This window comes from Ruegeria sp. HKCCD6119 (assembly GCF_013110585.1).
In the GTDB taxonomy this organism is placed as follows: Bacteria; Pseudomonadota; Alphaproteobacteria; order Rhodobacterales; family Rhodobacteraceae; genus Ruegeria.
In genome coordinates, this window is the sequence record NZ_WVQV01000001.1 from 1,159,561 (window position 1) to 1,184,808 (window position 25,248).

22 protein-coding genes are annotated in these 25,248 nt (G+C 52.6%); 6 read left to right on the forward strand and 16 right to left on the reverse strand.

The window, feature by feature from the left end; translation table 11 throughout:
* The first annotated feature begins 70 nt into the window (after positions 1 to 70).
* Positions 71 to 280, forward strand: a complete 210-nt coding sequence (locus GS611_RS05800) for a hypothetical protein (RefSeq protein ID WP_171633168.1) — start codon at positions 71 to 73, stop codon at positions 278 to 280.
* Positions 281 to 540: 260 nt separating this feature from the next.
* On the opposite strand, the gene GS611_RS05805 is transcribed toward GS611_RS05800, so the two are convergent.
* The 10 genes from GS611_RS05805 to GS611_RS05850 form a co-directional block, all read right to left on the reverse strand.
* Entirely contained in the window at positions 541 to 1,179 is a 639-nt protein-coding gene (locus GS611_RS05805; RefSeq protein WP_171633170.1) for a hypothetical protein, read from the reverse strand.
* Positions 1,180 to 1,725: 546 nt separating this feature from the next.
* Positions 1,726 to 2,049: a hypothetical protein gene (locus GS611_RS05810; protein ID WP_171633173.1), complete on the reverse strand. Its 324-nt coding sequence runs from the start codon at positions 2,047 to 2,049 to the stop codon at positions 1,726 to 1,728.
* A complete protein-coding gene (locus tag GS611_RS05815) occupies positions 2,046 to 2,663 on the reverse strand; it encodes a hypothetical protein (RefSeq protein WP_171633174.1) in 618 nt (205 codons plus the stop codon). The genes GS611_RS05810 and GS611_RS05815 overlap by 4 nt, the downstream gene beginning before the upstream one ends.
* Positions 2,664 to 2,690: 27 nt before the next feature.
* Positions 2,691 to 3,425, reverse strand: coding sequence for a hypothetical protein (locus GS611_RS05820; RefSeq protein WP_171633177.1), 735 nt, complete (start codon positions 3,423 to 3,425; stop codon positions 2,691 to 2,693).
* A gap of 16 nt (positions 3,426 to 3,441) precedes the next feature.
* Positions 3,442 to 3,933 carry a hypothetical protein gene (locus tag GS611_RS05825; protein ID WP_171633180.1) on the reverse strand — a complete coding sequence of 164 codons (492 nt, stop codon included), beginning with the start codon at positions 3,931 to 3,933 and terminating at the stop codon, positions 3,442 to 3,444.
* Positions 3,934 to 3,937: 4 nt separating this feature from the next.
* On the reverse strand, positions 3,938 to 4,438 hold the full coding sequence (locus tag GS611_RS05830; protein ID WP_171633182.1) for a hypothetical protein: 501 nt from the start codon (positions 4,436 to 4,438) through the stop codon (positions 3,938 to 3,940).
* A gap of 93 nt (positions 4,439 to 4,531) precedes the next feature.
* Complete coding sequence (locus tag GS611_RS05835; RefSeq protein WP_171633185.1) at positions 4,532 to 5,836, reverse strand: hypothetical protein; 1,305 nt, start codon at positions 5,834 to 5,836, stop codon at positions 4,532 to 4,534.
* Between the two features lie 156 nt (positions 5,837 to 5,992).
* A complete protein-coding gene (locus GS611_RS05840) occupies positions 5,993 to 6,643 on the reverse strand; it encodes a hypothetical protein (protein WP_171633188.1) in 651 nt (216 codons plus the stop codon).
* Positions 6,644 to 7,232: 589 nt separating this feature from the next.
* Positions 7,233 to 7,772: a hypothetical protein gene (locus tag GS611_RS05845; protein WP_171633190.1), complete on the reverse strand. Its 540-nt coding sequence runs from the start codon at positions 7,770 to 7,772 to the stop codon at positions 7,233 to 7,235.
* 77 nt (positions 7,773 to 7,849) lie between these two features.
* Entirely contained in the window at positions 7,850 to 8,344 is a 495-nt protein-coding gene (locus tag GS611_RS05850; protein WP_171633192.1) for a hypothetical protein, read from the reverse strand.
* Positions 8,345 to 8,402: 58 nt separating this feature from the next.
* Here GS611_RS05850 and GS611_RS05855 point away from each other — a divergent pair, with 58 nt between their 5' ends.
* The 3 genes from GS611_RS05855 to GS611_RS05865 all read left to right on the forward strand — a co-directional run bounded on the left by GS611_RS05855 (position 8,403) and on the right by GS611_RS05865 (position 13,839).
* Positions 8,403 to 10,217 carry a hypothetical protein gene (locus GS611_RS05855; protein ID WP_171633194.1) on the forward strand — a complete coding sequence of 605 codons (1,815 nt, stop codon included), beginning with the start codon at positions 8,403 to 8,405 and terminating at the stop codon, positions 10,215 to 10,217.
* A 1,060-nt stretch (positions 10,218 to 11,277) separates the two neighbouring features.
* The gene (locus GS611_RS05860; protein WP_171633197.1) at positions 11,278 to 12,147 is read left to right on the forward strand and encodes a hypothetical protein; all 870 of its coding nucleotides are present in this window, start codon (positions 11,278 to 11,280) and stop codon (positions 12,145 to 12,147) included.
* A 552-nt stretch (positions 12,148 to 12,699) separates the two neighbouring features.
* Positions 12,700 to 13,839 (forward strand): YaaC family protein, encoded by a 1,140-nt coding sequence (locus GS611_RS05865; RefSeq protein WP_171633199.1) that lies wholly within the window; start codon positions 12,700 to 12,702, stop codon positions 13,837 to 13,839.
* Between the two features lie 143 nt (positions 13,840 to 13,982).
* On the opposite strand, the gene GS611_RS05870 is transcribed toward GS611_RS05865, so the two are convergent.
* The 5 genes from GS611_RS05870 to GS611_RS05890 form a co-directional block, all read right to left on the reverse strand.
* Positions 13,983 to 15,320, reverse strand: a complete 1,338-nt coding sequence (locus GS611_RS05870; RefSeq protein ID WP_171633201.1) for a site-specific integrase — start codon at positions 15,318 to 15,320, stop codon at positions 13,983 to 13,985.
* A gap of 213 nt (positions 15,321 to 15,533) precedes the next feature.
* Entirely contained in the window at positions 15,534 to 17,528 is a 1,995-nt protein-coding gene (locus tag GS611_RS05875) for a topoisomerase DNA-binding C4 zinc finger domain-containing protein (protein WP_371732228.1), read from the reverse strand.
* Positions 17,529 to 17,689: 161 nt separating this feature from the next.
* Complete coding sequence (locus GS611_RS05880) at positions 17,690 to 18,436, reverse strand: PP2C family serine/threonine-protein phosphatase (protein WP_171633204.1); 747 nt, start codon at positions 18,434 to 18,436, stop codon at positions 17,690 to 17,692.
* 4 nt (positions 18,437 to 18,440) lie between these two features.
* Complete coding sequence (locus GS611_RS05885; RefSeq protein WP_171633207.1) at positions 18,441 to 19,121, reverse strand: VWA domain-containing protein; 681 nt, start codon at positions 19,119 to 19,121, stop codon at positions 18,441 to 18,443.
* Between the two features lie 271 nt (positions 19,122 to 19,392).
* Complete coding sequence (locus GS611_RS05890; RefSeq protein WP_171633210.1) at positions 19,393 to 20,058, reverse strand: recombinase family protein; 666 nt, start codon at positions 20,056 to 20,058, stop codon at positions 19,393 to 19,395.
* A gap of 588 nt (positions 20,059 to 20,646) precedes the next feature.
* On the opposite strand from GS611_RS05890, the gene GS611_RS05895 reads away from it, so the two are divergent.
* Both GS611_RS05895 and GS611_RS05900 read left to right on the forward strand, forming a co-directional pair.
* Positions 20,647 to 21,573 carry a hypothetical protein gene (locus GS611_RS05895; RefSeq protein ID WP_171633212.1) on the forward strand — a complete coding sequence of 309 codons (927 nt, stop codon included), beginning with the start codon at positions 20,647 to 20,649 and terminating at the stop codon, positions 21,571 to 21,573.
* 24 nt (positions 21,574 to 21,597) lie between these two features.
* Positions 21,598 to 22,635, forward strand: a complete 1,038-nt coding sequence (locus GS611_RS05900; protein WP_171633215.1) for a hypothetical protein — start codon at positions 21,598 to 21,600, stop codon at positions 22,633 to 22,635.
* Between the two features lie 367 nt (positions 22,636 to 23,002).
* Here GS611_RS05900 and GS611_RS05905 read toward each other — a convergent pair whose 3' ends face one another.
* Positions 23,003 to 25,180, reverse strand: a complete 2,178-nt coding sequence (locus GS611_RS05905; RefSeq protein WP_171633217.1) for a hypothetical protein — start codon at positions 25,178 to 25,180, stop codon at positions 23,003 to 23,005.
* Positions 25,181 to 25,248: the final 68 nt, after the last annotated feature.

Below are 25,248 nucleotides of genomic sequence, written 5' to 3' on the forward strand. Positions count from 1 at the left end.
AGGTTGCGCCCGTCACCTGAACACCTGAAATGTCACACTCAGCGAGACTGCGGCCTGTTCGTGTTTCAGAATGGCCGACCAAGAAAATACCCTAGGGGTTCTACCGGGCAGAAACCTCGGCATTCCGATGAACGTCCAAAATGCGGAACTGATTCAAGTTCTGAAAGCGGATCTTTCACATGGCACCTCTGTCTTCGGCAACCCTTTCGGACGTCGCACAGTGGGCACCACACCGAATGAAATCTTCGCACCCGCCCTCAACTACCTGTTCTTTCACTAAAAGTTGGTGCGGTCGAGAAGCATCTAGAACAATCGAACTAGCGCCCCAAGCCCCTTATTTTTATGGACAAAGCGCCCCAAGGCGTCCTTCAGCTTTCCCCAAATGTGTGCTGTATCCTGTGGTAATGTGTGCTGTTTATACTGTCAACGCGTGTTAATTAATTGGGAGGAATGAAAACTGGTCAAACATACCTACTGTGTTCAACTTCATCCAAACTCATGTGAAACCGTCGCTTTTTCTTGATGCCATTTTCGGTGCCGTCAGTTTTCTTCGGGCTGTAGGGTTTCTTCACTGAAACTAGGAGGAGTTGGGATTTCTCCGTCGTCTAACGGATCTTGAGGATGCCATGAACTCAGACCCGTGATCGGGCGCGTACAGTTGATCTTAACATTTCTTACCACAGGACCCAGAATTGTCGATCTGCTTTGTACTGACCAAGCACTAGGTGGCAAACAGGGTAGTGTTCCGCCCTTGCCCCACCTCGGCCCGTTCATTTTTTCAACTCCATCGTTCCCAATTTTCGCGCCACCAATCAACAAGCCCGCGCCTGCGACAGCGACACCCGCTGCAAGTCCCCCAGTAAGCACGGTTGCGGCGGCAAAAAGCCCGGCGACACCTATTCCAGCTACTAGCGTCCCAAAGTTTCTCTCAACTTTGCCACGTTCATTCAGGTCTCGAAGCTGAAACTCACATTTGATCGTCCGAAATGAAACAACGCTGTACAACGTACTTGACAGCTTCACCCAACAATCCGGAGGTGTTCTGTCTTCCGACAATACCAACGTCTCCCAGCGGTCTTGGGTCTTGAACTCTCTTCTTATCTCAAACCACTTCACAGAACCGTCTGCGGCGGTGATGACTCCATCGTACTCCAGTTTGCTCCATGTTGGACTTGCCATGACAACGCCTCCAAACTTTCAACACTTCATTGCGAAATGAGTTTGAGGCAAGTTTAGCATCATATCTGCTCGCTGACCAAACTTGCCTTCAGAGACATTGGTTCCAGTGGCCTAAACGGTTTACCGCGCACGCGAATTTGTGGAGGCCCGATTTGGCATTCTATCGTTCGAATTGGGGTACCCCAGCCCTCAGTAGGACAAGGTAAGAACGGTTGAACTCATCGCGGGCAGCGGAACGAACGCGCTCAGCAACTTCGAGGTTGGCTTTGGCTACAACGTAGTCCAGAGCCGTCACTTTGGCGTCAGTCTCGGAACCGTCGAAATCAGCCATTCGGTGGGTCACAGTTTCGAGTGCGACGTAGGCATCGGACGCCCTCAGGCCAGCCTCTCGGAGTTCCTTATGGGCCGCCCCTAAGGCGGTGATCATGTCGGTATATGTCATTTTCTCTTTCTCACTTAGACCCAGATCGCAATGAGGCCCCAAGCAACCACCACGGGGGTAAACCGTAGCAGCCACTCAGTGCCTCTTCAGGGGGGAGTTAAGGGTCAGTTGATGGTTGTATTCGGATTGAGTGCGTTACCTTCATCCTCGGGAAACTCAGGCAGTTCTCCTATGGCTTCCTCTAAGGCGGTACTCTGTCGTGCCTTCTCTTTGGCTTCGGCTTCTTCGGCCTCACGTTTCTTGTCCTCAGAGTTCAAGAACCTGTGGGCTTCTGCCAACCAGCTTGCCTTAGGCTCAGAGCGAGAGATGACCTCACCAGAGGCGGGGTCAATCTCAGGGACACCGTAGGTCAGACCGTCGAGGAATTTCTCCCTCAACAGAACCCTGATTTGCTCGATGCCCCCATAGTGGTCGTCCCGTTCGCTCATTTGGAGCCATACGCTTTCCGCTTGGACTTGGCGGTCAGGTCTGCAACCTGCGCCTCAAGCTCTGCAATCCGTTCCGCGTCAGTCTTGGGAATGTCCATACCCTTCGACGTATCGGCATCTTGTGCGGCTGCCTGTTGCGCCATGGTGGCACGGAACTCGTTCATCTTCCGGTCCTTGGCTTCCTTCGCCGCCTTCACAGCTTCGGCCACTGGATCGGCTGGGGGTTCAACTTCGGCGTATGTGTAGCCGTAGTAAGGGCTGTTCTCACAACCCTCAGGGATAGGACCGGAGACACGGCAAACCACATTGCCAACGCGGCGGAAGTGAAACTGGATTTCATCAGGTTGCTGAACCCTATACACAGCGTTGCGGGCGGCCTCTTCGTCGTCCTTTGCGCGTTGGTTCACGAGTTCCTTATAGGCGTCAATAACGACAGCATTAGTGCCACCTTCGCGCAGGCGCTCTTGTCTCAGCCGTTCAGCCGTGGCTTCAGCTTCCTTAGCTATGCTTTCCGAGAGTTCCTTAGCGGCCACTTCACGGGCTGCACGGTTGGCTTCCGCCTTAAGTTCATACGAGCGGATACCTTGGGGTAGGAATTGGTCTAGTTCGTTCATGAGTAGTAAATCCTTTTGGGGGTTGGGTTATGCGTAGACCTTGTCGATGATGGCTTTGATGCCTGTCATCGAACCGTCGGTCAGGAATTGAGCGAAGGCAGCTTTACCTTCGGCCAGAAGTTCGGGGTCATTGGCGACGACTTGGGCCACCATATCGGGGTCCATACCTGCGGCAGCGACTTGTTCACTCAGATAGTCCAGACCATCTTCAAGCACGTCTGCAATGTCATTAAGGGCGTCTTCAACGGCTTCATCGGGTGCACCTTCACCCAGCGCCTCTCGAATGGCGTCAACGTCGATCACATTGCCGTCTTCAATCGATTGGCCAAGGATGGCACTTGTCGCCTCTTCGCCCATGCTATCGAGCAGCGTGTTCACGATGTCAGTGTTTTCTTCGCCAAGCAGTTGGTCCAAGTCCTGAGGCCCTAGTTGGTCTGTCAGATCGTCGTCACCTTGGGACCCTTCGGGCTTGCCTTCCGGTTCGACCTTAGGGTTCGCCTCAAGCTGTTCTTTTGTGATCAGACCTGCGGCCAGTGCAGCCTCAACAGAGGTTCGGCTTGCGGGGTTTCCGGGTTCAACTTCGACCGTGCGAAAACCGCCATCATTGCGGACGGAAGCAGCTACATTTTGTGGTGTTTCCTGACCAGCGATGTATTCACCACCAGCCGTCATCCCGTTTTCCATCAGGATGCCCTTGGTGACACCTCGAGCGTCCATTGCGGCGGAAGCTTCTTCGAGGCTCATGCCTTCATATGGGTTCATTGTTTTTCAGTCCTTTTCAGGTGTTGGGTTGCGTCTGTGATCTCTCACGAGCGATGCGGTTGAAGGTCTCGCGCTTGCGTTTGGCGACTGTGCGCTTGATCTGGTCCACTCGCGTGGTGGTGATCTGGCCAGCCGCCAGTTCTGCGTTCAGGCGTTCTTCTAGGGACGGCCCTGAGTTGGCCGCTTTCATGCCTGTGAAGTGACCCTTGGCGTTGCCGTAGATCGTCCGCAGCAGGGCGTTGCCAATGTCTGCGCGCAGGTCCACTTGTTCAGCATCTTCGCCAGCCTTAGAGGCGAAGTGAACGCGGACACGGTTGTAGAGGTCGATAGGTTTGACATAGCTCACAACCACCTTCCAAGGCGCTTGCGGGTGGTCCCGCCATTCGAAGGAATACAGGTCTGCATCCTGTGCCTTGGTGATCTTCCAGTTGTCGTCACCGCTGTAGTCAGTCGATGCCGTCTGATTGCTGCGGCGTTGGTGCGCTACGACGATACGCTTAGTCTTCATATTCTTATCCTTTTGTTGGGAGAGTGTCGCTGAATACGTCGTCCTCAGAGGCCGCGATGGCCTCCAAACCCTTCGCCAAGAGACCAGCGACGATCTCTTGGTTTCCAAGTTCAAACGGGATTTCTGGGTGTGCTTCAGCGAAGCGTTCGCGGATTATGTCCAGCAAGACATAAGTGGTCGGCTTCAACCTCACGGGCACGTTCACCGGCAGCTTGTAGCCTTCGTAGCCAAGGGCTGAGCGGCGATCTCTCATCTTGTCCAACATCCGGCCCACCTCAACGTCACCGAACATGTCCCACAGGACGTTCTCTAAGCGGGTCGTTTGGATGCGCCTTATGGGGTGACTGGCAGACCTCAGAGACTTGCGTTCAGCTTCGGCCTTCTGCATCGGCGTCATGTATCTTTCGCGGGCGAACTCGGTCCGTGCCTTACGGCCTTTAAGTTTGCCGGGGACAAGCACGCGCTTCTTTGGTCCCGTCCTAGGGGGCACCATAGGTTTCGGCATGGGGTTATCCTTTCGAAATAGAAAAGGCCCCACCTTCGGGCAGGAAGGCAGGGCGAGAAATTTGGGTGCGATGGTGAACTGTAAGGGTTCTACTTAGGCTGCTATCGGCAGTCGTCTGGGTTTGGCAGAGTTAAGCCAGTCGGTCAGGATGCGTCTCATCCTTTCAGACGGGACATAGACTGTGACAGGTTCCCCAATGCGAACACGGGAACGATAGAGCCATTGTACGAACTCAGTCAGAGCATACTGCTCGCCCCATTTGTCTGGGTCCTTCTTCAGATAACCACACAAGACAGGATTGGGGTGCTGATCGTACAGGTAGAAGGCATGTGAACATTTGATGTAGTCGTTGATTCCTCGGGTCTGGTTGGCAACCCATTGCAGACCCCCCTTCACTTTCCACTGTCCGTCGACCTCAGACCAGCGTCCGTACAGACCTGTACTTTTCATCATCGCACTTGCCTTCCTGCGCTTGTCAGCACCACCGTCGAAGTAGAGGTTGGCCGCGCAGGTGATCATGATGTTTTCCTTCGGGGTGTCTCTCAGGGGTCCATCAAAGTACATCTTACGGAGTTTGCTACCCAGCGTCTTGGCAACATTAGGGGGTAGCCGATTGGTCTGGCCGCTATGGGTCAACTTCATAGGCTTCCCTTTGACCATCGGAAGGTCCATCGTTTCGACGCTGATCAGGTCGCGCTGGGCGCATATCCAGTCTCCCTCACCTTTCCACTTCTGGACGTCATACGGGGCACCAATCCGGTCGAGATAGGCTGCGATCATGCTGCCCTCTGTGAGATACGTGAGGATTGTCAGGCTTGAAGGTGCCGTAAGCAGTGTTGTGGGGATTGCCAGAACGATGGGTCGGCCATCCTCTGCAACGAACAGGCGACCCCTTGAGGCTTCCTGCAATAGTCGGCCTAGGGTGCCCATTAGTCCCGTGTTGGTCATGTGTTGGAACCAAAGCGGGTTCGGAGTGACTTTCTGTGTAAGTGTGTCGACGCTGGCAAAGCCTGTATCCAGCACCTGTTCCTGAAAGTTGCGCTTGCTGATGGCAGGACCAATCTCAAGAGGCGTCGGGCATTCGTCGATCACCAGACGGTAACGGTCTAGCAATCCTGCCATCGCCAGATGCTCAAGGCGAATGTAGAGGGCGTGCGTGCAGACGATGTTTGCGCCAGCTTTAAGCAGCCCCTCAATGTCTACCGTTTTGTTGGCACCCTCGGGGACTGTTAGCATGGCCTCAGGGGCACCTGAAACTATCCTCTGGACCTCTGACAATCGCGGGGTCACCACAAGTACAGGCATATGCGTGTCCGGGTTCCACTGCTTCAATTCGTCGATGAGTTCCGTGGTCTTCCCTGTTCCGCAAGGGCGGTCAATGAAAGTGATCTTGGTCATGTCTACCTTCCTTTCGGTGACAGGTGATTGGGGGAATGGGGATTGATTGGGAGAAGGGCGGCAGGCGTCCCGAAGCACACATCTAGGACGCCCGCCAAGGTCCCCTCACGGCCAAAGGATAAGAAACGCCGTAAGGGGGAACAAAACTACCATGTGTTATTCATGTAGTATGTGTTGTTGGTAAGCCGCTGTTTTCACGACATTTTCATATTGGTTCTGGTGCAAGACACTGTTTCGTCTTTCAAACTCAGCAATCAGCCCGGTCTCAACTGCCGACGCATCCAGACCAGCAGCGAGTTCCCGCGCCTTGAGTGCCGCCTTGTTCATCTGTTCGAACCAATCCGGGTTATCTTCGCGGAGCGGTACCTCTGCCTTCAGTTCGGCTTCAAACTCGGCTGCCCTATGTTGTCGCCACTCGGCAACCTTCATGCTCACCCACTGTCGGCGGCGCTCGGCAAGTTCATTGGCGGCCTTCTGTTCTGCCCAAAGCTCCTTCATGGTCTCACTGCGCTTTTGATTGGTGGCGACTTGCTTGGCTTCACGTTCAATCTGGGGCTTGGTCAAAGGTCGCCTATTCTTCTTGTGCTCTTTCTCTTGCTTCTTCGTTTGCTTCGGCATGAGCGCACGACACAGTGCCACCCGTGACTTGCTAGTGTAAACCTTCCGGCAAAGCTCCTCACGCTCTGCCCTCGGCTTGTATTTCATCTTCTTGGCCTTCCAGAGATTGGCGAAGGCATCCTGCTGGGGTCGGGTCAGCGGCTTACATCCCATGCTCTGAGGCGTGGGCATCGTCCATGTGTCTGTCATGGGTATCCTTTGGATGATGTTGGGGGTCGGGTTATGGTGACCGGAAGGGCCGAGTGAAGATGCTGGAATAAGGTACCTCAGCGGTGATCACGGCGGTTCTGTGAGTGCAAAAGTGTGGGTGAATTACCGATTGCGCCCGATGAAATTGCCATAACCGCATGACTTCACGAACGTTTTCAGCCGAGATTAGCGGCAACCTTCGGGGCTCATCAGTAGTGATTGTCACCGTTCAGTTTGTGCTAAAGTGGGGGTGAATAACCGAATGCGCCCACCAAAATAGCCGAAGCACCTGATATTATGCGGTTTTCGCCGCCTTCAGCTCCGCCTTAAACTTCGCGTGAAGTCCTCGCACAGTTCGAACCTTAAGGTGCGCCTCTTTGGTGGCCGCGAAGTCTGTCGGGTTGGCTGCCGCCCACATGGCTGCGGCTCGGTCCTTGTCCTCTGTTCCGGCAAGTTGCCGGGACGCCATCCATTCGTGGAACTTGTTGTTGCTGGGGAACAGCCGCCACCCATCATTCAAGGCAGTTGCAATAGAAATCTAACGGGCGTGTATGGGGGCGAATTGAAAGCCCAATGAAATCAATCGAGTTTAACCATGCTCATAAAGCATAGTTGAGCAAACAAAGAGAACCGGGATGAAACTGATAAAAGACCACGAAATCCGACGATACCAGCCAATTACCTTGCTTCTCCTCTCTTTTGGGTCAACGTTAACTTCGGGCGCGAACGCTCTACCCCGTATTGCTTCGACCGTCATGAGCGGGAAAAGTATTGGCCAAGAGAAAAACAAAAGCGCTAGGCGCGGCCAGCGAATGAACACTTGGCTCATTGCCCATTCCAACTTCCAAGTGAACGGGATGTATCCATACTTTTCCTGCGCGTCTTCCGGCCCGAAACGCCAGTTCTCTTTCCATCTCGGAACAGGTGAAGTGCGGACCACGATCATTGCAATGACCAAATAGTCAATCAACCACGACGGCACCCGAAAAGGCACCCACCAAAGCAGCACAGCAGTAATCCACTCTTTCACGGAACGCCAGTGTTGCATGACGCCCTGCTCAAACCAGCTTTTCCACTCTACTACCCCGTCACTGAGACCGGCCAAGCCGAGCCAAGCAAGCGCTGTCATTATGACCCAACCGATGAGAGGCATTTCTTTTTTCTGAGACATAGGCTGGAAACTACCACGACTGGATTTAGGGCGGTCTATATGGCACCCCGCTTTCCAAAGGTAAAGTTGCCAACCGCCCTCTTCTCCCCTTCAGTGGCCGCTGGGTTGTCCCTTAGGGCACGTAAGCGTTCGACCTTACGGAGATCGTCGAGGGTCGCCGCTCGGGTCTCTGGCTTGGGGGTTGGCTTGGGTTTGCCGAGGGCAAGGACTTCGCGGATGGATTGAGCGCAGTTGAAAAGGACAGCGTGCTGTCTTTTTGCTTTCGAGACACTCATGTAGTCCTTGGCTGCGCTGTAGCTGAACGTGCAGTTCTTAGCGACCCGTGGTTTGAACTCCCCGTGTTTCAACTCAGCCTTCACCGCGATCAGTTCTTCTCCGATCTCCGCAGCGATCTCCTTAGCGGTGCGACCTAGCGTCACCACTTCACGGTGCTTTTCGTTGATGGCTTTGGCACGCTGGGCGTCAGCCGTCAGGGACTGCCCGCTCTGAGCCCCGATGCTGCCTTTGATCACAAAAGGCTTTTCGCTCATGCAGCAAGTCAAAAATCGCAAATATGGTTTTCCATAATTGCTTGCGGGTCATTTGGACTTGAGCGACCATGCGCTGATTCCAATATTTCAAGGATTTCTTGTGTCTACTCTCGACAAATACCTAGATTATTACATCAACATCAAAAAACCAGAGTATGCCATTCTAGTCAGAGGAGAGTGGGGGTGCGGGAAGACCTACCGGGTCTGCAAAAAACTGGAAACATCGAATTATTTGTACGTGAGCCTCAACGGGTTGTCTAACCTCGAAGAAATAGAGAGGGCTATCTTCTCAGCTTTACACCCAACAGCCGCAGATGTCCTCGAAAAGCTCAAGAGCTACGGGGCAATTTTCCACAGAAGCCTTCCGCAAATAAGTGTACCTACCTCTTCAATAGTCCGAAGCCAGTTAACTTACGAAAACATCGTAGTGTTCGATGATTTGGAAAGATGTAAAGCCGTTGACGCAGCACTCGGAATAATCTCGGTTCTCGTTGAACAAATAAAGTGCAAAGTCGTTGTCATCGCCCACGATGAAAAAATTGTAGATGAGTTGTCTGAGCGGAAAGAAAAGGTGTTCGGGCAAACTATAACTGTTACGCCAGAGCTAGGAGACGTTTTCGACCACTTTTGTTGCGCGATTGAAGATGAGAACATCAAAGCCGCGATACTGTCCAATCGAGGACAAGTAATCTCAGCGTTTGACGAAGCCAAGGTTCATTCGCTGAGAATTCTTAGGCATACAGTTAGGGACATCGAACGCTGCCTAAACTGCCTTGAAAAAGAGTATTTGGAAAATGCACCTTTCTTAAACCAGCTCGTTTACGAATTTGCTGTATATTCATGTTCCATTCGTGTTGGCGCTATTCGTCGAGAGCATTTGGACCAAACTACAGAAGAACGCGTCGCGCAGCATTTGACTGACGGCAAGGCTAAAGGCGGCGACCCTAGAGGTGAGTTTGACAGCCGACATCGAGACATCAGCCCAGACTTTCAAATTCTAGGCGAAGACATCATGGTCGAGGCGATATGTGACGGTAGTTTTAACTCAGACTTGATACTGGCCCGAGCGGCTCGAAGCCACCATCTGGCCGACAAGGAGAAAATCGCATGTTGGAGGACACTCTATTCATATCAGGACACACCGGATGCGACTAGCAGTGCAGTGTTGGAGAAACTTTTCACCCAAATTGACCGGCGTGAAATAACAGATCCCGGAGACATCCTCCACAGTTATGCCTTTCTCCTCTTCCTTTCTACCTCCGGGGTTACTGAAAAAAGCTTGGCGGAAATTGAGAGCGAAGCCATCGCCTACATCACCGAGCTTGCTGCCGAAGGTCAACTCAAACCGCTCGGACCTAGTGATTATGAAACGTATTTGGAAAGAGATAGCGCACTCGGCCAAGTTTTTTTGACGCTCGAAGATTACAAGGATAACTTTGAACGTATACGTAAACACATCATAAAAGTTAGGGAGGATCTGTATGCGAGTGATCGAGAAAATCGAGCCAAAAAAACCCTAAAGTTTATCACCGAAGAGCCGTGGGCGTTCTATCAGTGTGTTCGTTACAGCAGACACCGAAAAGTTAACATTGAAGCACCATTTCTTTCGGAGATGAGAGCCGAGTGCTTTTGGGAAGCGGTCAAAAACTTAGACGCAATAGATTTTGGCCATATTCGGCGAGCGTTAGCATACAGGTATCGAGGAGGCTTTGGCTACGATCCCGTTTCATCGGAAAAAGGCTGGATCATGGAACTATGTGCTTTGGTCGACGGCGAGGCATCGAAAGAGCGGTCGATACGAACACTAAGACTTTCTTCGATAATATCAAAGGAAATGCGCGAGATTTCTGTGATTCCTGAACGCACTGACTAACAAGTCCGCCGTCCGCTATATACACGAAGCTGCCATTTGTAGCGCCTAGTACTGCAAAGGCGGCGAACGGCAGCTACGTGGCCAAGTCTCGGATGGCTGGCAGCACCGCGCGAGTGACCCCTTCTTGGAATGGCTTGACCTTGAGGCTGTCGGTGCAAGTGATGGGCTTGTACAGACCGCTCTCAGAAATGACAGCGCGCCGGAGTTTCCCCTTCCTCCCATTGAGAGGTAGTTGAATTACCCCCTTTTCATCTTCCGACTACGTCTGCTTCCGGTGATACTTCAAGGCGTCCTTGGTCATACCTAGCGCATTCTCCACATCAACCGACACGTACCACGGCAGGGCGTCATGATATAGCTTCACTGGTGGTTCTGATGGCGCGCATGTTGGCGATACCTAACGGTCGATGATGCTGTGCCCCTCATCCTTGACCAAACGCGATACCAAAAGGTATTATATTACTGGGACCTGATGGCGGCCTGAGGTGGTGGCTTAGGTTTCCGCTTAAGGTGTACTGGTCTGTACGCCCCATTGCACGGACGCTTTGCCGCTCAGGAAAAAGACCATGGCAGTTCGATGTGCTGCCTGCGCCTCTAGTGGTGCCTGATGAGGCAAAAAGGATTGCATATCCCCTGCATGTCCCTTGTTTTCAACGCTCGGGCGGCCTGATGGTGCCCCGTGTGGTGACATAGAACCTACCTAGGTGTGCTGTTTGTGTGCTGTTAGGTGGTTCGATCAGGGGCACCGGGGGGTATCGCGTGGCTCTATGCTCTATCTCTGGCACTCACAATTTTTCGCCAAAAATTAGGAACGTGATGGTGGTAAAGACCATGAAAGAAACGAGCATTTAACAAGCTCTGCCAACACCTTAGAAGAATCCTCTGGGGTCACCTCTACGGTCAACCATTAGGGTCACCTTTAGGTTCTCACCGTCGTTTGGTACATGCCCGTCACATTCAATCATCGTGAAAAGTAGCTAGCAGTGGCAACCCAATGGCCATAGACCGGGTCGAGGGAAAACGAAATGCGCTTTATTCCGGTCAACTTAGGATTTGAACTATGCTCGCTAACCTTCTGAAATTTTACGACCATTATCCTACGGTTCTGTTTTCACTGAAAAACACATCGCGCTCTGCTTTTGCTCCTGATCTTCTGGAAGAGTTAGACTTCCACGGGGAGAGGCAACGAGAAATTTTCGAGTTCGCGCAAGTATTTCAAATTGATGAACAGGCTGAACTGATGCTTCGCAATCTGTCTTTTCAGATGCAGGAAGACGGACTCGACAGCATGTTCAGCAGTGTACGACTGCCCTTTCCCGCAATGCTTTTGACAATACCGGAACCTGCAACGGGTTTGTGGCCTGCTGCTCTTATCACCCAAGACCAAGACAACCTCTACACGCAAGTATTTCATGCCAACAAGGAGGGCTTGCTGCCCAACCTTCTTGTCTTCAAATCTCAAAGGGCTTCAGTAGAAGTTTTGCATTCACCCACACTGAAGCTTGCCAACGCGATTGGTGACGAGATCACCGAAGAAGCCGCCATCAAACAAGAGAAAACCCTCTGCTTCGACTTCTTAAGCATAGCTGTTGGCATGTCTATATTGTTCGAACACAAGGCAATGCTGGAGAAAGAGGAAGTGCCAGCCTTCCCGCGCGCGGAAAGGCGTCGGGCGCAAAAGTCAGGCCGAACACTACCAAACAAAAGTATAGTCAAGGTTAAGCTGGGCGAATTGGGAAAGCGTCAGGTTCAAGCGAGCCAAGAGAGTGCTTTGAGCGACGAGAAGAGCAAGTCAATGCGTCGCGCCCATTGGGTGCAGGGCCACTTCATGCGTAACCGGGCGGGAGGAATAAGCTGGAGGAACCCCCACGTGCGAGGTGCTGGTCCCGTTATTGAACAAGAACGGCATGTCTCATTCGATGGCGAGTAACGACGCGAGCTTTATAGTGAAGGTGCCCCTGATGGTATCCCTGAATTATTCAGGTGCCCTATCAGGTGCTAACCTTAAGGCGCAGACTTACCTGTTCTTGCGAACATGGTGATGAAGTATGTGCCAGAAGTGATGGCAAACCATCATCAATCCTCAATTGGTCTTTCGGAGCGAATGCGACCCTTGAGTGCCCCCTGATGGCGCCCCTTAAGAAGGGACTGAATCAAAACTTTTATCTAACGGGAACAACGTATTAAGTGGCTAATTTAAAACGAAAAAGTTGACCCCTAGGAGAGTTCATCTCTCCCGACCTCTTTCTGGTGTATTCTAGCACTGGCTTAAGACTGACCCTAATGGGTTGTTGGGTGATACTTCGCATGATTGATATAGCGGCGCGGCCTAAGTACGAAGACATCCGGCTATTTTGCCCTGAAGTGTATTAACGAGGCGCTTGAACAAATTGCATTCCCCAGCTTTATCTTCGCTGTTATCAACACCTAGATCGGAACCAAGAGCCACATCTGTGGGTGCATTAATCACAAGAGGTTTTCATTGATCATCAGAGAAGTGACCGTAACACGTTCCTCCGACCCGAGCGCTTATGCGTGGAGGCAGTTGCGGAGATTCCACAACGTTGAGTTGGTCACAAAAATACTTCAGGAAGTTCACCAAATACCCGCCAAGCATTTATCGAACGCGAAGAAGCAAGCTGGGCAAATTAGGCTCTGTCTTTCCCTAGCCCACGACTACTACCTTGCGGCCAAAACCGTCTCTCTCGGTACGCGTCCAGTGTTGTTGTATTACTCAGCGATGAACTTGGCGTTAGCAGAAATACTGTTCAAGCAATCAGGGAAGAGCAGCCTCGATAGAGCTAGAGAACAGCATCGTCACCACGGACTACTCACAACAGTAGGTAATCCCAAACCTACTGACGACCTCACGACTTCTGCATCCAGCCTGTTCGCAAAGCCAATGCTGAGTGGAACAACAGGCGACCGTTTTGGGACTTTCGAACTGTGGCACCAGTCTGCAAGGCAGCATCCAGCATATGGAGAACTCCTTGACGCTTCGCACGGCATCAAAGGAAAACGGGCATTGACGGATGTTTCTGATGAGAGAATGCCAGAAATCCCAGATAAGGGGCTGACGCTTCTAGAATGCCTGTGTCAATTGCCCCCACTGATACAGTTTTTGCGAACTCACGGGATCGACAGTTCACTGCTACGCGGTGAGACAAACCTAACTGCAGGACCAGACGGTCGCACTTTCACAACAATAATCCACCCAGCCCAAAGTGAGAAAGTCGAAGCGTTCTTTGAATTTGTTAAGGTTTCCCCTGCACTCGTTCCTAATGTGAATGTATCAATACCTAGCGGAGGCGGAGCTACTGTCCAAATCGACATGCCGCGCCACAATCAATATTCCGCATCATTTCAAGACTGCATGAACTCAGAACATGGGGAGAATTTCTATCATACTGACAAATTGCCGCTGAACGAATTTGGTTATTTCTATGTGGCTCTCTTCATCTCAGGTAATTACGCTCGATACTATCCCGACAAATGGATAACGGATATTGAGAGTGCCTCCAGCCTCGGGCTAATGGTCGAAACGTTGACAGAGGAAGCAGCTAGGCGCGTTCCGCTCCTAACTCTATGCGAGTTGAGTAGGCAAGTTCACGTTTTCATCTAAAGCGGTCTAATTGTCCTCGTCAATGGATTGCGAAAAACGACAACCCGCTCCAATTGGCTAGCAGGGCCAAGGCATACTTTGAATAGTGAAGAACATTTTGAGGGCGGTGTAAGTGCCGCCCTTTCAGTTGTCCAACAAACCTCTTAAAGCCCCGCCTTCACGCCCCACCTAGCGAACTCTCTAAGCCGCGCCTCACGCCCACCATAAGTATTCTCGGCAACCGACTGAGCGGAATGCCCTAGGTAGCCATGACGTACTTCCACAGGTGCCCCTGCATCTCTCAGCTTGTCGCTTGCTCTGTGGCGCAGCCCGTGAACCTTCATGCGCTTGTCGTCAGTGTTCTTTCTGACCGCTTTCATCAAAGCCGCAGAGGCAGCCGTAGGGCCTCCGTCACGGCCATACGAAGGGAACAAAGGCTGGTCACCCTTGCGCCCCTCAACACGCGCCCTGAGGGATTCCCTGAGGCTGTCTGAGGCTATCGGAACGTACCTGTCACTATTGCTATTCTTGATGCCGTTGATTTCATTGGGGGTGATCAGAATGGAAGGTGTTTCCCCGGTCAGGTCCACATCGCTCACGCGTAGACCACAGGCTTCACCAAGTCGCATCCCGGTTCCTTTCAGCACCCGCCACATATCAGGAAGGTCTTTGCTTCGACCACCCTCTAAGGTCTTCTGCACAGCGTCGACAACACTGTCAGGTAGCGGGACGTTCTTGTCTAGTGAACTGACTTGTTCTTTTGGCCACGCTAGACGCTCGAATGGGTCGCGCCCCGCTGGTATCTCTAGCTCCCTGACTGCATGGCGATAAGCGGCGGCTACAATAATCATCTCACGCTGACACGACTTTAGTGCCAGTGGTTTCCCGTTTGCCTTCTTAAGTCCTAGTAGATGGTCCTTGAACGCGCGGGCCGTCAGCCGGTCGATACTCTCAATAGTCACCTCGTCCAGAGACTTCCTTAGCGCGTCGCTTAGTCGGCCAAAGGTACGGTCAATCCTGACCATCTCTTTCCTGTCATCAGCAAGCCCATTGTCTTTCGCATAAATGTCCCGCATGTCGGCCAGTGTTGGCTTGGGAGGTTCCTGATCAGGGTTAAGGACAGCAGCAACAACTTCGGGGGCCTCACCACGGGCTGCCAGACTGTGCCCTACTACCCCACGGGTCCAGCTATCGTCGGGGTCCAACCCTTGAACACCCTCCATGTATTGCTCTGCTAGGCGCTGGGCATCGATGAACTTCTGAGTGGCCGACCTGTTATCAACCTCAGGGTGCCGCCTAAGGGTATCCTCAACAATGGCGTCAAAATTTCTCAGGTGAAACTGATACTCGCGCTGAAAGGCAGCTCCATCACGTGCCTTAATGTGCTTCTGGTAAGCGTCCTCACCAAGAATTTCGCGCACCCTCTTTGGCCACCTTCTACGGAAACGCCACTGAGTGTCACTGATTTGGTCTACGTATTTGATAGTCAATTTGAAGGCCATTGTGTGCTGTCCGTGTGTGCTGTTTGCGTTATGCGACACACTCGGAAAATGCTGAATGCCCTTGTTTATAAGGCCGAAAACTAACCGATCAAGCTAGTTCTGGTGCGGTCGAGAAGACTCGAAACTCAATTCGACACTCCAACCGTTTATTTTTAAGGGTTTTTTTCAATCGTCACACGTCGATAGGATACGTGATGTGTGACGTTTTTTCGCTCAGATGTTCCGTGTTCCTTTACAGCGCGGATAGCGCGAACAACCCCAAAATTGCCCGTAGCGACCTGAGCGTCGCCGCATAGCGGACCCGCAACGTGGGCAGCTTGGGTTGCCGGAAACTCTTGCCTTTTGCCTTGGCTGCGGCGTCGCGACGCGCAGCGCCTTTTGCGGTTGCGGGACAGGGCGCGGCGGCGGCGTCACCGTCAAGGCCACAGTAGACGCCGGGACAGAAGCTCCCAGTTCTTTCAAATCACGTTCGGCCTGTGCCCTTGCGTTCAGCGCCTCAGAGAGTGCCCGGTCGTTCTTCGCGCGGGCGGGCAACGGGTCGAGCTTTGCACGCGCGTTGCGTAGGGTGCCCAACCCGTTGCGGATAGTGGACTCCAGTTTGGATTTCTCAGCGGCAAACCGCCCGCGTAGTGCACGTTCGTCAGCTATATCTTGAGCGTTGGGCGTCCTTTCATATTTGAACCGGGACTCGTGCCGACGCCGCCATGCCACCAGTTTACCCGTCATCACATCGCCGAAGCCCGGAACCCGCAATACGGCGGAACGATTTACATCGGCTGCGGTTTCGATTCCGAAGGAAATCAAAGTTGCCGTCTTCGCCGGGCCGATACCGGAAATGTTTGCCCGGCGAACTGAGAAACGGTCAAGATAAGCTTGTCGCTGACGCGACTCTCGGTTGGATTTGAGCATCATCAACTCACGGGCAAGCGCATCGTCATGACCCTTGTAGGCGGCGATTGCGACGTCCAAATCGCCACGCACCTTCACAACCTCAGTCAACCCGTTGCGCTGAACGAATGCGTTCAACTCGCGCTGTACCTTTTCATCTGCATCCTTGAAGGCCTGCACAAATGGGCTGGACGATACCTCGCGGTCGCCGACGAAAGACCAACCCCAAAACGCCATGCCGATCCATATGAACCATGCTGGCGCGGCGAATATGAACCCTGCGACCGCCCCGCCCATCATAAGTAGGCCCAGAAGCGCGCGCCAGCGTTTCCCGCTCTTGGCTTCGCGCAGCGCTGAACTTGCACCGCGGACAGAGACTGTAGGAAGCAAGTCGTGAACGGTTGGGAAGCGGAACGCCAATATCTCTCGAATGGCCTGTTCGGTGCCTTTCGCATCGGTTGGGATATTGGGGGTAACCGCCGATTGGTCCGGGAACATATCCAGACCGCTTTTTGCCGTTAGCTTACACCATACACAGCCTTTGGCAGCGCTGGGGTAATAGTGAGTCTTGACCTTGCTACAGCGGCTTAGTGAGCCTTCCAGACTCGATAAGGCATGTACCCAGTCCAGCGCGCTAGGACGCGCGCCCGGTGATAGTCCGAATGCGTCTTCAAATGCCTTTGAAACCACATCTGGAAACAGATCAAGCGTCAACGCACCTGGCGGCGGTTTGGTCTGTGTATGAGATTGCCGCAACTGCGAGTAGGCGAAACGATTCTGGGCAATATCTTCGCCCATTGAGGTTTCAGGGCCATTGCGGATTCCGGCGTATGGGTGTTTTCCCATAAACAGCAAATGGAAGATCGCGACCGCCAAGCCAAAGTTGTCGTGCGCAATCGTGCGCTCTACCGACGCTAGGTTTTTGCCGTGCAGTTCCGGTGGTGTGAAGTCAGGCACTCCAACTACACAGGGGTATGACGTGCCATTCAGGCGAAACTGAAAGCTGTCAGCATCAATCAACGCAACAGTTGCATCGGGCGCGACAAGAATGCCGGAATGGTTCAAATCTCCGATCACACATCCCGTTTGGTGGACTTTACCAACGGCACGGGCAACGTTTAACGCCGCATGTATCAGAAACCGGTAGTCCGCCTTCGGAAAATGGCGCATCCGCGACTTGGGGCTGTATAATTCGTGAAGTGGACGATAGCCCGAAACGAGCCGCATAACGAAACCAAGGAAGTTCCCTTTGCGGTCTGTTGCGACTTCACCGGGGTAGGCAATCAATTCTGTCTTTACAGCAAGACCTTCGCCCACCATCGCGCGTACCTTGCCTTCTCGTTTCGAGCGTAGGTTGGCGTTGTATATCTTTACGGCTTGTCCGGCTCGCCCTCTAATCGCATAGACTTCGCCTTCGCCGCCTTTACCAATCAGTTCGGCGACGGAAACGCGGTCCTTTCCGATTACTATTTCTTGCACGGTCAAACCCCCGAAATGAGAATGAGCGTTTTGTCATCGTCAGTGCGTTCACAGATAGCCTGCCCAGCGAGATAGCTGCCCAGCTTCGCGGACAACTCAGGCAACCTCCCCGCACCGGGTGCGGCGTCAACAGGGCGCAGCATAGGGTTGAAGAACTGAGGCGATGCGGTTTGATCTTGGTGCGAAAGTGCTAGGTCGCCAATGCCGTCAGAAAACAAGGCGAAGGCGTCGTGCTCGCGCGCGCAGCGCGCAATATTGAGACGGGGTTCGGGATCATCAGTCACAAAATATGTCGTTGAAGCGTATTCCCCGTTTTCAGGCCAGCAAAGAACGTCCCAATCTTCGGTGCGCCGTCCGACAATGGCACTGTCTCCGATATGCAAAGTCAGGGTTTCGTCTGGTGTTGAAACAACCGCCGCCAATGTGGATGCGAATTGGCGAGGCTTTCTCTGTCGACCCTCTGCGACGGCGGCAATTCTGTCCCGAACTTCATCAATCCAATCCGCAAGTAATTCGTCGCTTGGAAGTTCTGAATTTGCACGGAACCAATCCCGAAAGAGCACTTTCAGCGTACGGCAGACAAGCCATGCGCCAAATGCGCCAAATTCTGCACTTCCAGCACCGTCTGAAACAACGGCAAATACACTATCGCCCCGCATCATCGAAACGGCATAGGCGTCCTGCAACCTGTCGCCATTCCGAATATGGGACGTGCCGACTTCTGACGCAGCAGCCCACCGCCAATCCATGGGGTTATTCCGCTACAGCCCAGCCGTCTGGGGCGGTGGGGTTTGCGAGCGCGACGCCCGGATCGCCGGGGTTGGATTGCGAAACAGCGCTCAGCGAACTGGAAAGCCACTGGAACAATTCCTTGAAGGCCAACCCTTTAAGCTTGAGCGGCTGGCGTGTCGCGATCTGCCCGAGTACACCCATGTCCGCCTGGTCGACGCCCACGGCATAGAACATGAACTCTTTCCGCTCTTCGCCCTCATGGACCCGGCGTTTTGCTTCGTCCCAGTTATCCGTTGGGGCACCGTCAGTGATGAGGAACACCCAAGGCCGGAATATCTTGAGGCCATTTGACCGGATGTGATCTTTCCTCGCGCGTAGCATTTCCAACCCGGTAACGATAGCTTCTCCCATTGGCGTGGCTCCGCCAACTTCAAGTGTTTCTGGATAGAAATGGTCAACGGTCGCGAACTCACTTCGGGTTTCAACCGGGCCAAAAGTTACCATAGCCAATTCGACCCGTTTTGATGCAAGCGAGTCGGCCAACAATTCTTCGCGAAGCGTTGCCAATCCTTCATTCAATTCAGAAATTGGCGCGCCGCTCATCGAATAGGATGTATCCAGTAGCAATAGGACTGGACATCTTGGCTCAGGGTTTTCCTGTAATACGGCATCCACAAATGGTTCTTGTTCAAATTCGTCCATGTTCCTTCTTCGCCTTTCTTTCACGCGCTCATACGAGGCCGCGCTCGCAGTTTTTGGTGGAGTTAACACACACGTCTCTGTCGAATGCAACTACAGTTGCAAAATTGGGTTGCACAGGCACTGACAGTCCCTACGCCGCTGCGAGACCCCCACCCATACCCCCCCTGACGGGTCCCCTGAGGCTCTATTTGTAGGTGCCTTAGCCGACCCCCGCCGCACCTGACATCGCTTAGCGAGCAATTCTGTGGCTGTTGCGAGCGGCTATATCAGGTTATGCTGCAGCAAGGCGGTTCAGCGCATTTCTGACGCTCATAGCAGCCCATTGCTTACTGCGTGGTGTCGGCACATTTGCGGCGTTCAGTGCATCTGCGATCTTCTTAAAAGATGCACCGGATTCCCGCATTGGAACGATGATGGACGCCACTCGTTTAGCAGCCGCGTCAGCGGCTTCCTTCGCCGCCTCGTTGCGCTTCATGGTCTTGTCGCGTAGGCCCCCAAGCTGCACGCCACGGGCTTTGGCGGCGGCAAGTGCTTGCTTGGTTCGAAGGCTGATGAAGTCGCGTTCTTGCTCAGCCAAGGCCGCATAAATGTGCAGTTGAAATTTGTCTGCATTTGGCATGCTTGCAACCCTAATTTTCAGCGCTGAATCGTCCATCAAGCCCGCTATTTGACTGACTTTTCTCGATAGGCGGTCAAGTTTGCTAACAAGCAATTCTGCCCCCGCAGATTTCGCCAATGCGATGGCTTTCTGTAGTTCCGGGCGATGCGCGTCAGCGCCGCTCAGAACGTCTGTGAAGGTGCCTAGAACCTCAAAAGGAACGTCCGAATAGTTATCGAGGAAGAGGGCAATATCGCGGTCCTGAGCCTCAAGGCCAAGCCCAGATTCACCTTGGGAACGAGTACTGACTCGCCGGTAAATCACGTATTTCTTGGTCATGCTTACCCTCATATAAAATGGCATCGTTGGTTGTGCATTTTATAACAGAACTGCCAGTCGATTCGCTATGTTTTTCAATCGTTTATATGAAAATAGTTCGGCACCTCAGTGTCGGAAAACGCTGCCTTTTTGTTAATCTCTAGTTAACGAGCTATGCAACTTTTTCAGAGTTGCAAAAATGGACGTCCGTAATAGCTGTTCCGTCAATTTCGCTGAATCTTGTGCGGCAAGCTATCTCTCAAGCCATGCCAATCGGCGGTTGGGTGGCGGAGAGCATTTGTTACGTAGGATTTCGAAACGGCCTTTTTACTGTCACGCCATTTTGTATCATCCGAAACGCATGATTTTCGCTTCTTTTCAATATTTTACACTTATTTTTTCGTTTGATGAGCAAATTCACAGGCGGGCATCGTTTACTTAACGAAAACATAGCTGACCTATCGTTGTTGTATTTTTCGTCGGCGACGGCGTCCGACAGGCCTTGTTTGCCTGCCTTACGAGTTGTCATTGCCTTGGCGCAGACTGGAATATCTGCTCAAGCACACTATATAGTGTATGTTGGAGGGAATAGCGGAGCAATTTTGGTATATGGCGGACGAAACAAAAGATAACAGCAACGGAAATCAAGGGATCGATGTAGCCAAAATTGGCGCTTCAGACACCAGTCTTCCGAAAGTCAAAACCAGCGGCACAGGTGTTGGCTTAAACCCCGCTACTAAAGAAGCTTTAGAATCTATGGCTAAGCATGGCGCTGCAATGAAGTCGCAGCAAGCGGATTTACTTGGGCAGTTCTCGGAAGGCGAAAAATATAAAGAAATGCTCGACAACGTCTCATCAGCGAAGGACGCAATGAAGCGTTTCACTGAAAGCCCTGTAATGAAGGATATCCGCCAACAACTAGATTCCTTTCAAACCTCGGCCAAGGGAAACAAAAAGCTCGCTGATCTGGCAAAGAACATTGCAAGACAACATCGAGTAATTGAAGACTTGGCGAAGCCGTCCGTAGATTTTGCCGAACCGCTTGGCGGCATTAGTATTCCTGACCTCAAGAACCCAATTATTGAGACAAACGAACGTCTTGAGAGAATAGAGCGCCAATTTAGCCAGTTTCAGGTTATCGCCAGAGAATCCGCGACCATTGCTACTGGGTTGCAAGAAGCCGCTGCTGCTTTTCTACAGAAGTTTGAGGCTGCAGCAGAGAAAAACGATGAATCTGCAGACAAAGCGATCAGCGTTGGGCGTCAGGCAGTATGGATGGCTGTGCTTGTCCCAGTCGTAATTCTGGGTGCGCAGTTCCTTGGCACGTACGTTATGCAGGACCCTGACACTGCCGTCTTGCAGCAGTCAGTAGCTGACCTTCGCAGCGAGTTAGAAGCCCTGCGCGAGAGCCAGAAAGAAACTACGGATAGGCTAATTGATGCAATTGAGATGTCAGACGCTGCCACAGCCGCTGCATTAGTTTCGGTCGTACAAGGTCTGTCGCAACCGATCTCCGACGCTCCAACTATTGAATGAAGCACATTGTCTTTGAGGTGAGAATTGGCACTAGGTAAACTTTGGGCAGGAAGAGCTTACGGTACGAATACTGGAAATCTGTTTTTAAAACTCGAAGGTGAAGACGGTTCGCTTTCCGGCGCATTGCACCTTAATGACCCAGATTATGGGTTGACTGTCTACAGCGTTGATGGCTCGTTCGATGGCTTCAAACTAGAGATGAGCGGGCAACCGCAAAAAGAGATCGAAGGCACGGAACTCGGCAAACTGACAGCCTCTGCCGTGCTCGACTCAAAGGGCCAACTAAAGGGCGAGTGGCATACTGATATAGGGTCTAGTGGAACCTTCGTCCTTTTTCCTCATGAAAGCATTGAAAACGCTAAGGGAACTGACTTAACAGAACCTAGCCAAATCTATACTGCGCGCCACAATTTTGAAGCCGTTGCTTTGGACAGGCAACAGATCATCGATCTGGCTGAGGCAATGCAAGACGATTTCACGTCTTCAGAAGTAGTTGTAACTATCGCTTCCGGAACAGAGCAAACGCGCCTGCTCAGCGACTTTAGATCAGCTAACTTGGCGGCTGAGCAAGCTGACCTAGTGAAACTCTACGTACAGCAACCAGAGACTAACGGAGTGAATCGCGTCGCTACCGTGGAGTTTGGGCAGCATGTCAACATGGTGATGGTGCAAGGTGCCGATGAAGCTTGGGTACTTGGGATGGTTGAAAAGCTCAAACGCTACACAAGACCTCTGGAAAGAACCAACACAACGAAATTCAAAAAGCTCAATTTCGGCATCAACCAAGTCTTGTTTGTGGGGGCCTTAGTTTACCTACCGAGTTTGTCGACCTTGAGAGATAGGGCAATTCTCATGATTGGTGTTTTGCTAATCATACAAAGTGTAAACTGGTTGCACATGCGATTTCTTCCACACGCGGCGATCTCTTTGGTGCCAAAACCAAGGGGGGTGTTTGCTGCGAACGCCATATCTTGGCTGATCGCAGTCACATCGGCGGTAGCGGCAACGTTGTTGGCGGCATATCTCCAAGGCCAATTCCCCGTTCTGTTCCCTTCGAAGTAGCTTCAATGCGACAAACGGCTCAAATACGGTCGGGAAATACGGTCGAAAAGTGGTGATAATTCAGCCGCTTAACCTAAATCACCGTGTTTGGCGCGACTTTCGAGGCCAAGACGCCCCTCTGAATCGAATATTTGATTATGAAAGACGATTTAGTATGCAGTTCGGTATAGTAAACAAATACGGTAAAAACGGTACCCCACCTAATTCACTGTAATTATTGAATTATTTATACCGTATTTGGGCCGTTTAAGCGCCGTATTTGAACCGTATTAGGGGGCTGACGCCCCCTCGCTAACAATATGCGACACCGCCAGTAACGCAAAAGGCCGCTGACGCGGCCTTCGACGAATTGGAAAACTGGTTTCTGCTATGCTGCCTTGTTGGCCCTCGCTCGAATTTCCAAGGTTCGTTCGCGTCTTTCATCTGAAGTCAGGCTGGCCCAATCTGCGCGCTCCTGTCGGGTCATTCGCTTCCATTCGGATCGTGAAAGAGGGGGCACATTGGTTCGCTCTTCCACTGGTCGCGTCAGCGGCTTTGCGTTCTCCACGGGCGCAGGTTCATCGACTTCCGTTGCCCCACGCGTCTCGACAGGCTTGAGATACCAAGGATAACCACCATTGCCACGCTTGTCTGACTGCAAGAGCGAAACGTTACCGAATTCACCCAGATCAAAAATACGCTCCAGCATTCCCGGCAGGGCCTTGCCTAGCGAGCGGGGGTTATATTCGAACTGTCCACCATCGCGAATGCGGGCTACATCCAACGGAATTTCGTACTCCTGTGCGATATCTGCAAGATCACGGGCTTCGATCTTCCCGCCAAGACCGGTTCCGCGATCTATGGCCCACTTCTCGAAAAGCACAGACCAACCATCCTCTTCGCCGTCCTTTGCCACCTTTTCCAACTTGGCGCGATTGCTCTGCCAACTTGTCCAGTTAGATGATGCCGCTTCGAGAATGCCGCCGATCACATGGCGGTAGCGTTCAAATCTCCCGATCACCGGCGGGTGCTTTGGTGCCGGCTGACCCTTATCCAGCCAATGCTTAACCAAAACCAACAACGCGCTAAGGATGCGCCCACGGTTGCGCTGAACGTAGGTCGGCAGGTCGCCGTGCTTCCAACCTGAGCGTGTTTCCGGTGACGCAGTCTGCGGCACAAGCTCCAATAGCGTCAGCCGCTGCACCAATTCGTCGCTAAACGGAGGACGGTTGCCAATCATCACAAAGGACGCGCGAACTGGAATACTGCGTTCAATGCTGTTTCCCAATTCCCGGTCCACATAGACACCCTCAGTAAAGAGCGTCGCCAGAGTTGGTGAATCAATGGTCCGACCAGTGGGCAAGTTATCCCAAGCAATAACACTCGAACCGGACTTGAGTGCGGCCAGAATGGCCTTGCGCCTTTCATCTTCATTCCGAGCAAGCGGGCGCACTCCAGCGGAACCACGAATTACTGTCTGCATCACCATTGCCAACAAGCCACCACCGGCCCGTCTGGCAGTCTTGGAGATGAGCAACGGCATCACTGGACCATCGATCATCGGACGCACGATCTGTTCCAGCATGAAACCAACGGCAGACAGGAAGGACGGCGGGACTGCGGTCACACCTTCACCGCTTCCCCACTTTATTTCTCCGCTCATACGCAAGACAGCATCTTCCAGTTCCGCACGGCTAACGCCGTCCATCTCAAAATCGCAAAGAATGTCCATAAGAGTTTCACGCGCTTCCGCAAGATGTTCTTCCGTAATCCGACGCGGTGGTCGGGCAACGCTCAGTCCAGCAGGAGGAGCGTAATAATACCCCGAGTTGTGATAGCCAGGCGTAATCGCCAACTCGCCGTCTGCGGTGAACATGGGCGCGCTGATAACTGCGCGTAGTTCAGGGACCGGCTTTTCAGGATGCGCGTAAATCTGGTTCACAACATCCTTGGGCGCGCTGACGTACCGAAAGGACGTTCCGTCGCCAACACGTTTGCGCCAGAACGTCGCCATGTTCAATCTCGCTGAGAACGTATCCCGATCAAGCTCTACAACGGTTGCCGTTTGATCCTCACCCGATCTCTGGATTTCGACCCACTTGCCGTCGCGCTGGAATATGCTCGGCGTCCAACGGTTCTCGCGCTCAATTGTGGTCAGGGCGTAGTTGCAGTGAGCCTGAAAGTCATCCTCATCTACTACATTCGTGTCATCACCCTTTGCTGCTGACCGCTTGTCAGCGTCGAGGATAGTGTCTACCGCGCCCCTGATATCCCTTAGGTATCTCAAGTCCAATGCAGGCCAGTGGACCTTCATCGTATTCATGAAGTTGCGGATCACGACTTCGCCTTCACCACTCTTGATCAAGCCCGCCAGCATAGCGGCAAGGTCGAAGGTCTGCGGAGTTGCCTTCCATTTCTTTTCCAACGTGGCTGAATACGTCAGAGGTTCGCATTTCTTAATCGCATCGCATTGCTTTTGCGTCAGTTCACTTAGCACCTTGCGCGCGCCGTTAGTCATGCGGGCGTTGCCAATAATCGTGACGTCTGTGCTCTTGGTCTCTGCCATCTTTTCTCCTTTGGTCAGTGTTTCATTTTTATCCCTTCTGGTGTTGGGGCCGCTGACGCGGCCCGTTC

Coding starts and splice junctions, on each gene's coding strand:
- GS611_RS05885 (WP_171633207.1), bottom strand. CDS start 19,121: ATGGACGAATTTGAACAAGAACCATTTGTGGATGCCGTATTACAGGAA.
- GS611_RS05820 (WP_171633177.1), bottom strand. CDS start 3,425: ATGAACCCATATGAAGGCATGAGCCTCGAAGAAGCTTCCGCCGCAATG.
- GS611_RS05850 (WP_171633192.1), bottom strand. CDS start 8,344: ATGAGCGAAAAGCCTTTTGTGATCAAAGGCAGCATCGGGGCTCAGAGC.
- GS611_RS05845 (WP_171633190.1), bottom strand. CDS start 7,772: ATGACAGCGCTTGCTTGGCTCGGCTTGGCCGGTCTCAGTGACGGGGTA.
- GS611_RS05810 (WP_171633173.1), bottom strand. CDS start 2,049: ATGAGCGAACGGGACGACCACTATGGGGGCATCGAGCAAATCAGGGTT.
- GS611_RS05830 (WP_171633182.1), bottom strand. CDS start 4,438: ATGCCGAAACCTATGGTGCCCCCTAGGACGGGACCAAAGAAGCGCGTG.
- GS611_RS05905 (WP_171633217.1), bottom strand. CDS start 25,180: ATGGCAGAGACCAAGAGCACAGACGTCACGATTATTGGCAACGCCCGC.
- GS611_RS05805 (WP_171633170.1), bottom strand. CDS start 1,179: ATGGCAAGTCCAACATGGAGCAAACTGGAGTACGATGGAGTCATCACC.
- GS611_RS05825 (WP_171633180.1), bottom strand. CDS start 3,933: ATGAAGACTAAGCGTATCGTCGTAGCGCACCAACGCCGCAGCAATCAG.
- GS611_RS05800 (WP_171633168.1), top strand. CDS start 71: ATGGCCGACCAAGAAAATACCCTAGGGGTTCTACCGGGCAGAAACCTC.
- GS611_RS05815 (WP_171633174.1), bottom strand. CDS start 2,663: ATGAACGAACTAGACCAATTCCTACCCCAAGGTATCCGCTCGTATGAA.
- GS611_RS05835 (WP_171633185.1), bottom strand. CDS start 5,836: ATGACCAAGATCACTTTCATTGACCGCCCTTGCGGAACAGGGAAGACC.
- GS611_RS05875 (WP_371732228.1), bottom strand. CDS start 17,528: ATGGTGGGCGAAGGTCTTGCTGTAAAGACAGAATTGATTGCCTACCCC.
- GS611_RS05895 (WP_171633212.1), top strand. CDS start 20,647: ATGGCGGACGAAACAAAAGATAACAGCAACGGAAATCAAGGGATCGAT.
- GS611_RS05860 (WP_171633197.1), top strand. CDS start 11,278: ATGCTCGCTAACCTTCTGAAATTTTACGACCATTATCCTACGGTTCTG.
- GS611_RS05890 (WP_171633210.1), bottom strand. CDS start 20,058: ATGACCAAGAAATACGTGATTTACCGGCGAGTCAGTACTCGTTCCCAA.
- GS611_RS05870 (WP_171633201.1), bottom strand. CDS start 15,320: ATGGCCTTCAAATTGACTATCAAATACGTAGACCAAATCAGTGACACT.
- GS611_RS05840 (WP_171633188.1), bottom strand. CDS start 6,643: ATGACAGACACATGGACGATGCCCACGCCTCAGAGCATGGGATGTAAG.
- GS611_RS05880 (WP_171633204.1), bottom strand. CDS start 18,436: ATGGATTGGCGGTGGGCTGCTGCGTCAGAAGTCGGCACGTCCCATATT.